This window comes from Ureibacillus sp. MALMAid1270 (genome assembly GCF_049202975.1).
GTDB lineage: Bacteria > Bacillota > Bacilli > Bacillales_A > Planococcaceae > Ureibacillus.
Genome location: NZ_JBMIRP010000056.1, coordinates 1 through 11,864, shown reverse-complemented (window position 1 = coordinate 11,864; position 11,864 = coordinate 1). Strand labels below are relative to the sequence as shown.

The 11,864-nt window shown below is 32.2% G+C and carries 14 protein-coding genes and 1 other annotated feature; of the genes, 9 read left to right on the top strand and 5 right to left on the bottom strand.

All coding sequences use genetic code 11. From position 1 onward, the window contains the following. Nucleotides 1-8: 8 nt before the first annotated feature. From ACOQFO_RS06915 to ACOQFO_RS06905, 3 genes are all read left to right on the top strand, one after another. Entirely contained in the window at nucleotides 9-200 is a 192-nt protein-coding gene (locus tag ACOQFO_RS06915; protein ID WP_421688962.1) for a hypothetical protein, read from the top strand. 197 nt (nucleotides 201-397) lie between these two features. Further along, on the top strand, nucleotides 398-1,057 hold the full coding sequence (locus ACOQFO_RS06910) for a reverse transcriptase-like protein (RefSeq protein WP_421688961.1): 660 nt from the start codon (nucleotides 398-400) through the stop codon (nucleotides 1,055-1,057). A gap of 211 nt (nucleotides 1,058-1,268) precedes the next feature. Next, nucleotides 1,269-3,461, top strand: a complete 2,193-nt coding sequence (locus ACOQFO_RS06905; protein ID WP_421688991.1) for an S-layer homology domain-containing protein — start codon at nucleotides 1,269-1,271, stop codon at nucleotides 3,459-3,461. Between the two features lie 82 nt (nucleotides 3,462-3,543). On the opposite strand, the gene ACOQFO_RS06900 is transcribed toward ACOQFO_RS06905, so the two are convergent. After that, the gene (locus ACOQFO_RS06900) at nucleotides 3,544-4,158 is read right to left on the bottom strand and encodes a hypothetical protein (RefSeq protein WP_421688960.1); all 615 of its coding nucleotides are present in this window, start codon (nucleotides 4,156-4,158) and stop codon (nucleotides 3,544-3,546) included. A 292-nt stretch (nucleotides 4,159-4,450) separates the two neighbouring features. Here ACOQFO_RS06900 and ACOQFO_RS06895 point away from each other — a divergent pair, with 292 nt between their 5' ends. From ACOQFO_RS06895 to ACOQFO_RS06885, 3 genes are all read left to right on the top strand, one after another. Beyond that, the gene (locus ACOQFO_RS06895) at nucleotides 4,451-4,672 is read left to right on the top strand and encodes a hypothetical protein (RefSeq protein ID WP_421688959.1); all 222 of its coding nucleotides are present in this window, start codon (nucleotides 4,451-4,453) and stop codon (nucleotides 4,670-4,672) included. After that, on the top strand, nucleotides 4,656-5,096 hold the full coding sequence (locus ACOQFO_RS06890; protein WP_421688958.1) for a DUF6262 family protein: 441 nt from the start codon (nucleotides 4,656-4,658) through the stop codon (nucleotides 5,094-5,096). The genes ACOQFO_RS06895 and ACOQFO_RS06890 overlap by 17 nt, the downstream gene beginning before the upstream one ends. 234 nt (nucleotides 5,097-5,330) lie before the next feature. Then, nucleotides 5,331-6,056: a DUF5694 domain-containing protein gene (locus ACOQFO_RS06885; RefSeq protein WP_421688957.1), complete on the top strand. Its 726-nt coding sequence runs from the start codon at nucleotides 5,331-5,333 to the stop codon at nucleotides 6,054-6,056. A 139-nt stretch (nucleotides 6,057-6,195) separates the two neighbouring features. On the opposite strand, the gene ACOQFO_RS06880 is transcribed toward ACOQFO_RS06885, so the two are convergent. The 3 genes from ACOQFO_RS06880 to ACOQFO_RS06870 form a co-directional block, all read right to left on the bottom strand. After that, complete coding sequence (locus ACOQFO_RS06880) at nucleotides 6,196-7,023, bottom strand: MBL fold metallo-hydrolase (protein WP_421688956.1); 828 nt, start codon at nucleotides 7,021-7,023, stop codon at nucleotides 6,196-6,198. 380 nt (nucleotides 7,024-7,403) lie between these two features. Further along, nucleotides 7,404-8,663 (bottom strand): hypothetical protein, encoded by a 1,260-nt coding sequence (locus ACOQFO_RS06875; protein WP_421688955.1) that lies wholly within the window; start codon nucleotides 8,661-8,663, stop codon nucleotides 7,404-7,406. Then, nucleotides 8,656-9,171 carry a sigma-70 family RNA polymerase sigma factor gene (locus ACOQFO_RS06870; protein WP_421688954.1) on the bottom strand — a complete coding sequence of 172 codons (516 nt, stop codon included), beginning with the start codon at nucleotides 9,169-9,171 and terminating at the stop codon, nucleotides 8,656-8,658. The genes ACOQFO_RS06875 and ACOQFO_RS06870 overlap by 8 nt, the downstream gene beginning before the upstream one ends. A gap of 267 nt (nucleotides 9,172-9,438) precedes the next feature. Here ACOQFO_RS06870 and ACOQFO_RS06865 point away from each other — a divergent pair, with 267 nt between their 5' ends. The 3 genes from ACOQFO_RS06865 to ACOQFO_RS06855 all read left to right on the top strand — a co-directional run bounded on the left by ACOQFO_RS06865 (nucleotide 9,439) and on the right by ACOQFO_RS06855 (nucleotide 10,833). Further along, nucleotides 9,439-10,257, top strand: a complete 819-nt coding sequence (locus tag ACOQFO_RS06865; RefSeq protein WP_421688953.1) for an MBL fold metallo-hydrolase — start codon at nucleotides 9,439-9,441, stop codon at nucleotides 10,255-10,257. Nucleotides 10,258-10,393: 136 nt separating this feature from the next. Then, on the top strand, nucleotides 10,394-10,576 hold the full coding sequence (locus tag ACOQFO_RS06860) for a hypothetical protein (protein ID WP_421688952.1): 183 nt from the start codon (nucleotides 10,394-10,396) through the stop codon (nucleotides 10,574-10,576). Then, nucleotides 10,573-10,833 carry a hypothetical protein gene (locus ACOQFO_RS06855; RefSeq protein WP_421688951.1) on the top strand — a complete coding sequence of 87 codons (261 nt, stop codon included), beginning with the start codon at nucleotides 10,573-10,575 and terminating at the stop codon, nucleotides 10,831-10,833. Before ACOQFO_RS06860 ends, ACOQFO_RS06855 begins: the two co-directional genes overlap by 4 nt. Before the next feature lie 58 nt (nucleotides 10,834-10,891). On the opposite strand, the gene ACOQFO_RS06850 is transcribed toward ACOQFO_RS06855, so the two are convergent. After that, entirely contained in the window at nucleotides 10,892-11,239 is a 348-nt protein-coding gene (locus tag ACOQFO_RS06850) for a DUF3889 domain-containing protein (RefSeq protein WP_421688950.1), read from the bottom strand. Between the two features lie 174 nt (nucleotides 11,240-11,413). Next, nucleotides 11,414-11,635 (top strand) — a binding site (T-box leader). Nucleotides 11,636-11,864 lie beyond the last annotated feature (229 nt).

The following is an 11,864-nucleotide window of genomic DNA, read 5'->3' as shown; positions in this document are numbered from 1 at the left end:
AAAACATCATGGCAAACAACAACAACCGCAATAATAACCGTAACGATCGCAATGAGTTTGAAGAATTAGCACAAGAGTTAGATTTAAACAACCGCAATCGTAACAATAATAACAAAGACAACGAAGAGTATGCTCAAGAAGCAGACTTCAACCGTAACAACAACAATAACAACAATAACAACAATAACAACAACCGTTAATTTTTTAAGAATTAATTTGTTGTTAGGCAGTTTGAAAAAATGATGTATTTCATTCGCGGAGTTATTGTTAAACTCTGAACTGAAGCCCCGAAAGATCACTTATAATAAGTGGTTTTTCGGGGTCTTTCACGTATACTACAATTATAGAATTGTGCGATTTTGAGAAAATTATGTACATATCAATGGGGAGGCTAATGATGGAATTATTTATTGAATGGACATATAAATCAAAAAATGGTATTGAAGCAACTTTTCGTTCGGAATTTATGCCCGCTGCACATGCATTAACGATTGGTGAGGATATTAAAAAAACTGGAAGGACTAAAAATATTTCTTATACTGATAAACATGACAGTACTTGGATGCCAAAAGAAATTAAGAAGTACTTAAAAGAAATAGAAACCGAACCTCATAATGTGAAAGTGTATTTTGATGGGGGTTATGATATTCAGTCAAGTGATGCAGGGCTAGGGATTGCGATTTATTATGAACAAAACGGAAAGTGGTATCGTTTACGAAGAAATGCACCTGCGCATGGACTTGCTTCAAATAACGAAGCTGAATATGCGGCACTTCATTTAGCTGTTGTAGAATTGGAATTATTAGGTGTTCATCACCAAACGATTCAAGTGATTGGAGATTCCCAAGTTGTTATTAATCAAATGAGTGGAGAATGGCCAGCTTATGAAAAAGAGTTAGCAAGCTGGGCAGATCGAATCGATGAAAAATTTAAAGCGTTAGGAATTGAACCTGAGTTTGAATTAGTCCCACGAAAACTAAATCAAGAAGCCGATCGTCTTGCAACTCAAGCGCTACAAGGGATTGATATTACTGGACAAATTGAACTTCAAGAATAAAACATTAAACACTTGATCCTGTTTAAGTTCCATAATGTGAACTCGAACAGGATTTTTTGTATGAAAGTTTCCTAAAACCCTTCCTAACCAATAGTAAATATTTACAATTATTTTATTAATTTTTGAAAAAAGCTATGCATATATTTACTAATAGTGGGAATATTGTGTTGTTTTTCCTAACTCATTTTTAGGAGGGTTATTTTTGAAAAAGATGAGGAAATTTGCAATCCTCGTTACAACAACTGCGTTGACACTTGGCATAACAACATCCATTGGACATGCTCAATCGCCAATTGATGGACAAAGTGAAAGGGTTGCAATCGAAGTTCAAACTGAGAAGAAAGTTGAAAAAAGTGATTTTATTAAAAAATTAAAGACTTTATTTCCAAAACAGTTCGATTTTTTACCTGATAGTGAGTTCAAGCTAAGTAATGCCCACCATTATCCTGAAGACAATCGAATTCGTTACGATTTAAGTTTCCAAAAAACGGTAAAAGGAAAAGATGTATTTGGAAATGTTACATTTGTAGGTGACAATCTAGATATTGAATCCTACTATTATAATCCAATTACAACATCAGAGGTTTTATTCCCAGCTAAAGTTTCAAAAGATGAAGCACAAAAGATTGCAACTAATTTTCTAAATAAATTAACAAATGGTAAGAAATATCAATTAGATACAAATGAGTATATTTATTATTCAAATCAACTTTTAACTGAACCAATTCGTTACGATTTCTCATTTGTTCAAAAGCAAAATGATATTCCAATTGCAGATCAGCGAGTTTATGTGACGGTATTAGGGGATGGAACGATTACTTCTTTCTATCAATTTACACAAAACTCAAATAAAGCTACATTTGATGATGCGAAACTTGCTAAAAGTAATCAAGCTGTTTTAGATACGGTTAAAAAGAATTTAAATGTGCAATTGAAATACCAAATTCAGTACGACTACAATACAGGTGAACCATCAGTCGCTCTTGTTTATCTTCCTTCTATACAGTTCGGAATTAATGCTATTACTGGTGAATGGCAAAATGCAAATGGTTTTACAAAAGACACTCCAAAAGTAGGAAAAGTAGAAGCTCTCTCGTCAAAACCATTTGCACCAAAATATAATAGTGTCACAGTGGAACAAGCGAAGAAAATTGCGGAAGAATTACTGAAAATTGATTCAGATGATGTAAAGTTAAATATTACATCTGTCCACGAATATGATAACCAATTTGGACAACCATTTTTAAGTATTCAATTTTCTTATGATTGGGAATTTGGTGGATATGGCTCTTCCATTGATATGAACCAGTTAACAGGAGAAATCATTTCTTACAGTGACATAAAGGGTGAGGTTCTTCGAGAACTAGGCAAATCGAAAGAGAAAAAAGTACTTAAAGAAAGTGAGTTACAAGCGAAAGCGATTGAACATTTAAAACAATTGGTACCTTCTTATTTACACAATTACGCAAAACCAATTTCAGAACCATATTTTGAAAAGGCTAGGGGGATTTATCATTTCACATTCCCACGTGTAGTAAATGGAGTCGTTGTAGAAGGTAGTCAAATTAACATTTCTGTTTATACAGATGGAACGTTAAGTAGTTTATATGTTAATCATCAAGAATTTGAAGAATGGCCATCTGTTAAGAATGTAATTTCTAATGAGGAAGCTAGGAGACTATTTAATGAGGCGATTAGTATAAATCTTCAATATGTAAAAATTGATAGCTTTAAAGAGAATCATTATAACTTAGTATATACACTTAACTACAATCAAAATCAGTTCAGCTATTTAGATGCGACTACGGGGAAATGGGTAAGTTTATATGGACAAACAGAACTTCCTAAGGTAACCCACCATACTGCAGAGGAAGAGTTAAACTACTTAATTCAAAATAGAATACTTGAGATTAAAGACTACAAAACGTTTAATGCAGATGATTCAATTTCGAATGGCGATGCGTTAAGAATTCTTGTGAAATCCTTATCTTATCTCTATGAATATGAATTGTTAGATACGGAAATTTCAACACAAACTTTCAAAAATATCGATAAAAAACATCAATTATATAGTGTTGTAGAGCAAGCAGTACGAATTGGCATTCTTAACCCAGATGAAGAATTCAAACCAGATACAAAACTTACACGCGAGCAATTAGCAGTATGGTACGTTCGTGCATTAGGACTTGAACTTGCTGGGAAAAATTATGATATTTACAAATTAAACTTAAATGATGGCTATCTAATCGAAACTAAAAATGTGGGTTATATTGCGTTAGCAAATGCACTAAAATTACTTCCAGTAGAAAACAATCAATTTAATCCAAAACATGAAGTTACTTATGCAAACATTGCTTCATCAATATTCCCATTAGCGCATATCATTCACGAAAATCGCCGCTAAAAGTAAAAAAGCTTGATTCTTTTTATCGAATCGGAATCAAGCTTTTTTATTTACTGTGATTAATGTTTATGTGAGATTAAAGTTATTCTGATATATTAAGGAATTTTTCAAATCTTTTTGGCAACTTAAGACCAAGTTGTTCTAATTTAGTACGTGCATCTTCAACTAACTCAGCAACTTTTTCTTTCGTTTCAGGGTCTAAATTTTCTAATTCATCATGTTTTGGTAAAGTAATACCTAACTCTCCAAGTTTTGTATGGGCTTCTTCTTTAGTAATTTTACCTTCACGTAATTGTTTAAAAATTTCTTTCGCTTTTGTTTTCGTTTCTTCATCTAACCCTTTTAAAAGTTGCTGTTTCTTATCAGGTAAGTCCACACCTAATTCAGATAATTGTTTCTTTGCTGCTTCTCGCGAAATAGATCCTTCTTTCGCTTGTTTCATAATTTCTTTTGCTTTTTCTTTAATTTCTTCATCTAAGTTTTCAAATATGTCGGAATGTCCATTTTCAATACCTAATTTATTAAGCTGTTCTTTTAAATTCTCAATAATATTTTTCGCTTTTCCTTTGTTCTCATCACTAATATTTGAATAATCATCAATTGTTCCAAGGACGCGATATTCAGCAGAAGCCGACTGAGATATCAATAAGAACATTCCTATACTTAAAAGAAAAGTTGTGAAATAAACGTTTCTCAAATCATTCACTCCCTTGCCTAATGTCTATTTGTCTGAGTCTTTCATAAAAAATCCTCATCGACATTATATTTCCCAATCATTTAGTAATCAAAAGTGGATAATTTTGGAAATGGATTTTTGCGAATAAAAAAATGAATTCAAAACAAATGAACCTGCAGGTGGTATTTATTTCAAAGGAAAAATTATAAATGCGGATAATCCACTAATAGTAAAGAGATTATTAGAAAAACCAAGATCACATAAAATTGGTCGATTAGGAATTTGTAGTGATATTACAGGTTGTAAAAACGATATGTATGAGTGTTTTTCATGTTCTTTCTTTGTTCCTAATGCAGATGAATTAGATTATTTTAAAGAACAAGTTGAGCAATGGGAAAAGAAGATTCGATTAGTTGGAAACAATCCTCTGTTAAAAGAAAATGCTGAATATAATTTAAGATTATCTCAGAAAATTGTAGAAAAAATCGAAGATAATATAAAGAAAGGTGTAATAAACAATGAAGAAACTTCCTGAATCTTTGATTAAGTTACAAGAACAACGGAGGGAAGAAACACTTAGAACTATTCAAAATGCCATAGATACATTGAAGGAAGAGGGTACAATTGTTACGAAAAAGCTATTAATTGAATTGTCTGGTTATAGTGCATCTACATTTAGTAAGCCTCATGTAAAAGAATTATTAGAAAGAAATGAAGTTTGTCAGTTTAGAAAAAGAGTTACTGTTCAACAAAAACAGACTTTAGATGAAAAATTAAAGCGTAAAAACGAAAAACTACAAAAAAAATGTAATCTGTTAGAAAGTAGGTTATTAGAAAAAGATATTCGTCTATCAAAATTAGAGGAAGATTTAGAAGAAGAAAAGGAGAAAAATAAACGACTATTAGGGAAGTTACATGAAATTATGAGAAAGGCGGAAATGAAAGGCATTCAATTTTGAGTGGAATGGTTTCTTGTTCAACATACTGGGCAGGATAGTTGAACAAGGCGGTCTTCAATTTGGATCGTCTTTTTTCTATTTTTCGATAATGTTTTTTTAAATATTGTGTTAATATTGAATTATAGAGTAATTGAAGTAAAGGAGCAGGATAGCAAAAGAGAATTTATAATATTTTGTTAAGAATCCAGATTTGATTAATGTAATTTAGACACTATTATTAAGGTGGGGAAATGTATGAAACCTAAAGTATTAATTTTAGGAACTTTCCATTTTGCAGGTTCATCGGATTTTGTTCAAGTGGGAACTGTTAATTTACTTTCTGAGAATAAAAAAAGAGAAATAAACGATGTAATAAGCAAATTAGCAAAATTCAATCCAACCAAGGTTGCAGTAGAATTTGTAAAGGAAAGTGAAGATACTCTTAATGAACAATATGAAAACTTCCTCAAGGGAACATATGAATTAACAGTGAATGAGATTGACCAAATAGGTTTCCAATTAGCTAAAAAAATGAATCATCAGAAAATTTATTCGGTTGATTGGATGGGCGATATAGGAAGTAGGGGTATAGGTGAAGTTCTTGATTGGGCTAAAAAGAATCAACCTGAACTTTACGAATTAATTACCAAAGTCTTCATACCACAGATTGAAATAGATTTAAACTCTCTAACTTTACAAGAGATTTTGAAAAACTTAAATCAAAAAGAAAGAATTCTAACGGACCATAGGATGTATATGAATGTTGCTCGAATTGGAGAAAATACAAATTATGTAGGAATTGATTGGGTTAGATGGTGGTATCAAAGAAATTTAATTATCTATCATAATATTGCAAACCTTATTGAAAAGGAAGATGATCGCATTATGTTGCTTATTGGAGCAGGTCATCTACATTTAATAAAACAGTTTTTGAATGAGAGTGGACTTGTTGAAATTGAAGAAATAGGAAAATACCTATGAATTTGTGAAGAATTATACATAAACTAAAAGGGCGTTAATTCAAGAAGGATTAATGCCTTTTTTATTGAACTTAATGTATTAATGGGGCAGTCGGTATTCTCTATCCACAAAACTAGAATAGGGAATACCGATTTTATATTTAATAATTCATTGGGAGATTATTTTCCTTCAATATGGAATTTACAATGTGAAGTGAATCCCAATCTCCGCGGGAAAGTTTAATGATTGGATATTGTTTAGGAAACAACTTTTGGCAAATTTCTTTTGCACCAAATCCTTCTTGATTTAATGAAATGACTTCCTGCCTAACCGAATTTAAGTATTCTACCTTTTGTTTTAGAGCATTTCGACCATCTTTTACAAAACCCGCGTGTTGACATATAACTTCATCAAAATCAAAAGTCAAAACTTTTTCTAAAGAATTGATAATCGTACTGATACTTTCATCGGCTAAAATTAATTTAGTGTGAATTTGAACAAACAGATCCCCCGTAAACAATTGACCAGTATTACGATTTAAAAAGGATTGGTGATCAAAAGCGTGACCTGGTGTATCAATAACATCCCAAGTAGCATTTCGAGAATGAAAAATAGTTGGAGTAGGTTTCGCTTGAAATGGCTTCCTACTACCCCAAAAGACTTTACGATAGAAAGGATAATTCGCTTTTTTTGCACAAACATCTATTGATTTTTCATTAATATAAATGGGTACCTTCTTTGTTTTTCCGATATATGCCGCGCAACCCGTATGATCCTCATGATGGTGGGTAATTAATACTTGATCAAAATTAGTAGCATCGATAAAAGCTTCAAAATATTTATGTAGTGACTGTGCACCTGTATCAATGAGAACACCATCAATTAAATAACAATACACATTCATGGAGAAACCATGAAAAGCAACCTCACCATTCATAAAGGAAACGCCATGTTGTTCTCCAATAATAGCCTTTTTCTTAAATATCACGAGATTCACTCCTTCGTACATCAACATCATATAACAGTAATGAATGAATATTCAATCATTTTGTAATGAAGTTAAGAGGAAGTTAGGTTATTAGGTTTTATCCGGAGTAGGGGGAAGGATAATAGACAATCTAGTTAGTTTATTAGACAAACAGCAAAGGATAATAGATAAATAGTGGAAGATAATAGACAGCTCACTAATCACAAGCAAGATAATAGACAATCAAGCCAGGATATTAGACAGATTCCATCGGTTAATAGACAAATCAAGGAATATAATAGACAGCCACAAAATTATACTGGTTCTCAATACATCATCGCCCAAACAATACAAAAAAGCATGTGAATCATCATATCTTCACATGCTCCGGAAAATAAAACTTATTTCAGACCTGAGTCTATCCCGAGATAGCCAGCAAATTCTTCTGTAAAATCTGCATTCAATTTTCTATATACTCCTCGAGTTGAATATAGTACAAAACCATCTGAATAAGACCAAATTTGATACATTATGTCATTTACTACGAGCTCATAGTCTGGGGATTTCGAAAAAGTAAAGTTGGCATGTTCCCATTCAAGCATAGATAAAAAGCTTTTCACTTTTGAAATATTATCTTTATAAACTGTTAAAGTAATAGTGTTTTTGTTTACTACCGTTTCAGGTTCATACTTTTCAAGTATCTTTAAATCCCATAAATCAGAAACGATCGGAGTTGTATTCGTTGAAGTTTGCGTTTGATAGTATGTTTCTACAAGATCACCCTCACTGATTTCAGGTGTATCGTTTAATGGATACCAGGTGCCTTCAGTAGAATATCGGTACATTAATTCTTTTTTAGATAACGTTTCAATATCCTCGATGGTAGCTTTTGTTGAAACTAAAAACATATTATCTTCAAAAGCTACGACACGACCTACGTGTTTTACACCGCTAAATATTGGACCATCATGTAATGAAAGCGAGTGTTTCTTTTTGAATGCGATAATGTCATTGGCATAATTCTCTCGAAAATAAGGAATTGCATGTTTTTGTGCTAAAGAGCTCGCAATATTCCATTCGATTTTCGGATAAAGTTCAACATAATGAAGTTTTAACTTTTCAAGAGCTACGTCAAAAGGTGCCAATTTATATTGATATTCTTCAATTTCTTCCCAAGTAAGGTCACTTTTCGCTATTAATTCTTCGAAATAGCTATTAAAATCAACTTTCATTTGATTCATTGTCTGTTCAAAGCTTTTATTGATCTCTTGCTCAGTGATTTCATATCCTAATGATTGGGCGTATGTGTAAAAGGCTAAATAATTTTCGTAATCATCATATGCGTATTCCTTCAAATACTCTTCTTCTTCAATAAATCCCACTGCACGTTGTAACTTAATAGAAGTTTCAAACACTGTATCATCAAACAAGCCAATAATAATTTCATTTGAATCTACGGAATTACCTAGTTGTTCATTCATCAACCAATTTGTCGTTAAAAATAAGACAAAAATCATTGTAGCGACACTAACACCTGCCAAAAGGTTCTTCTTGAAATCTTTTTTCTTCTCATGTCGTTCCAAAAGTCGTTTTCGAACCCGATCCTTACTCTCGCTCATATCACCAGCAACTTCTATAAGGCTTCGTTTCATTTCATTCATTTACTAGCACCTCCCATTTTTCTTCCTGTAAAAGTGGTTTTAACTTTTCTCGTGCCCGGCGAAGTCTTGTTTTAACCGTGTTCTCTGGAATCTCTAATGTTAATGCTATTTCAGCTACATTCATTTCCTGAAAATAGTACAATATAATAACTTCACGATAATCAAGTGGTAGCTCTAATATTGCTTTTCCAATGAGGTTCCGTTCATCACTAATGAGCATAGGATCTTTCTTCTTCTTCGCTATTACAAATGACCATTTTTCTTTCAATTGTATTTTTTTATAAGTCCAACTTTTTAAGTAATCCTTTGATTTATTAATTGTCATTCTAGATAGAAATGCACGTAATGTTCCACGTTCTTCATAATTAATATCCATAAATTTGATGAACACCTCTTGTACAATATCCTCTGCAGAATAACGGTCTTTTGTATAAAAATAGGCGAGCTGCAACAAGTGTTCTGCATGTTCATCGAATATGAACTCTATATCTCTATTGATCTTGGTCACCCCCTAATTACACTATTAACGATTGCCAAATGGTTCGCGTTTCAAAAACTTCAAAAATATTTAAATGAAATGAATAAAAGGCATAAATGTTTATTATATATTTTTCGTACTATATCTACTAGCAAATCAAAAATCAATCAAAACCAATTAAAACTTATGAAACTGAAACTTCGTGTTTGTAAATATAATGATAATGAAGGAAAACTGTCATGAAGCATCGAATATCATTTAATAATCATGGATGACAAAAGAGAAGAGGAATATAGAATGATTCAATTTCAAAATGAACATTTCACTGTTTTTGAAAGTCAGTTATATAAAACAACTTCAGTTGTGGTGAAGACAAAGGATTGTATCATTGTTGTAGACCCTAACTTACTTCCAAAAGAAGTAGAGGAAATTCGTAACAAGGTCAATAAGATAAAAGGCAATCTTCCTATATATGTCATTTATACCCATTCAGATTGGGACCATCTCATTGGTAGCGGAGCATTTTTAGATGCGACGGTTATTGCAAGTCATTTGTTCTCCAAATTGGATCAACACCATATTTTGGAACAGATGAAACAATTTGATGATAAATATTACTTGGATCGGAATTATCCAATTTCATTCCCACAAGTTGATATCCCAATTAGTAGAGAGCGCCATACAGCGAAAATTGGGGGTACGACATTAACTTTTTATCAGGCACCGGGTCATACAGCAGACGGAATATTTGCTGTAATTGAGCCACTAGGAATTTTGATAGCGGGGGATTATTTATCGGATGTGGAATTTCCATTTATTTATGATAGTAGTTTCCACTATGATTTAACCTTGCAGAAGGTAGATACGATCTTAACTAATCATCGTATACAGTACCTTATACCTGGCCATGGACATATGGCTTCAAATACTGAGGAAATTAGAAAAAGAAAAGAAGAGTCAAAAAGCTACATTCAAGAATTAAGAAACTCCATTAAATTCAATTCAGATAGTCATCATTTAATCAGTCATTATCCGTATTGGAGAGAGTTGAGCTTTTCCCATGAAGATAATATTGCACTTATAAAAAGAGAATTAAATAACCAGCAAAAAAAGTAAATTGAATTAACCCATTCACTCGGTTGATCAATCCAATTCAAATGAATTAACATCACCTGAAGCTTCTGATGGAGAGCAATCGGAAAAAGAAGGAGAAACGGAACCAACAGAAGGTTCTGGTCCATCAGAATTTTACATGCAATTAGAAACAAAAATTTCGGAACGTTTACAATATAACTATTTACCTCCAATCGATTATCGAAATGATCTATATGATTTTGGGATACCGAATACAGTTGCGCGTCAATATTTAGATATTGTGCCCATGATTGGTTCAGGGGAAATGTTAATAGTTACTATGAGTGGTATGATCCAGTGAATCTTCAAGAAGCATTGGTAAAAGCTTATGGATTTACAATTGATTTTGAGAGGTATCGAAATGCGAATGAACAAGAATATCCGGAAATTTACTTTGATGGAGATTTCGTTTATTTAATGTCAGCTGATTATCCAGGATTTAATGGTGAAGAAGAGCCGATTATTCTTTCTATTGAACAATTTGAAGATTATGATTCAACACCTTTAACGAAAGATGAACGGAAATCATATTTGGAAAATTTATCATCAAACAAATGATATGATTAAAAAAGGACATTTCTCTTTATACTTACGTATAAAGGAAATGTCCTTTTTGTTATGGGGTTGTTTCTGTGAAGGTGATATTAACTAACTCTTCTGTATTGTTACTAAATTCTAAATCAACGAATAACCCGAACTCTCGACATTTTTCCTTTAAAATTAACTTAAACTTTTCAACGGATGTACTTTGTCCAACAACACGCTCCATATGCAAATAATCTGTTATTTGAGCGTTTGGATATTTTTCCTTTGTTTTTTGCATGGCCATAACGCCCCATTTTGCATAAGCTGGAATATCTTTTTCCTGTTGAACAATAGGCGAACTAACACTATGCAAAGGTGACATTGCGGCAATTGTAAAAAAAGCAACCACAATTGTTAAAAAAACAACTAGTTTTTTCATCAATTAAGCCTCAATTCTTTTTACTTACATTATGGTTCTTTCATGAAGTGAGTATGTATACTTCATGAAAATAAACACTAGTTAACCAAATAAACTTCATTATTATATAATTCACGAATTTTTTTAGGTAAGAATTGTATTTGTTTCGTAAATTTGATACATTATATTAGAAATATGGATTCTATGATGTGATCAAGTAAATAAGAATTGTGAAACAGAAAATATAGCAACTGCTGAGAGCTATATCACCGCTTCTTATTGAAACCTACCACGGAGAAGTAAGATAAACTTACCGAGTGCGTTCTCGTTACAAACGTTTAGAGGGTTAGAATGTTTTTTCATTTTAACTAAACTAAGGTGGTACCACGTCTACAATGCGCAAAAGACGTCCTTTTATTAGGATGTTTTTTGCGCTTTTTTAAGCTTACTAGATGTAAGCTACAAAGGTGTTGCTACTTAATGTAGCATTCTTAGCCTTTGTTCATTAATAGAGTCTCGGAATAAATAACAATTTTTCTGGGTGAAATGAACCAAAATTACTGGAAATTGGATTGGAATGGCCTGCACACTCATTATTTTCATTGTATTTTCAAAAATGTCCATGACAAAGAAACCTATTGCCATT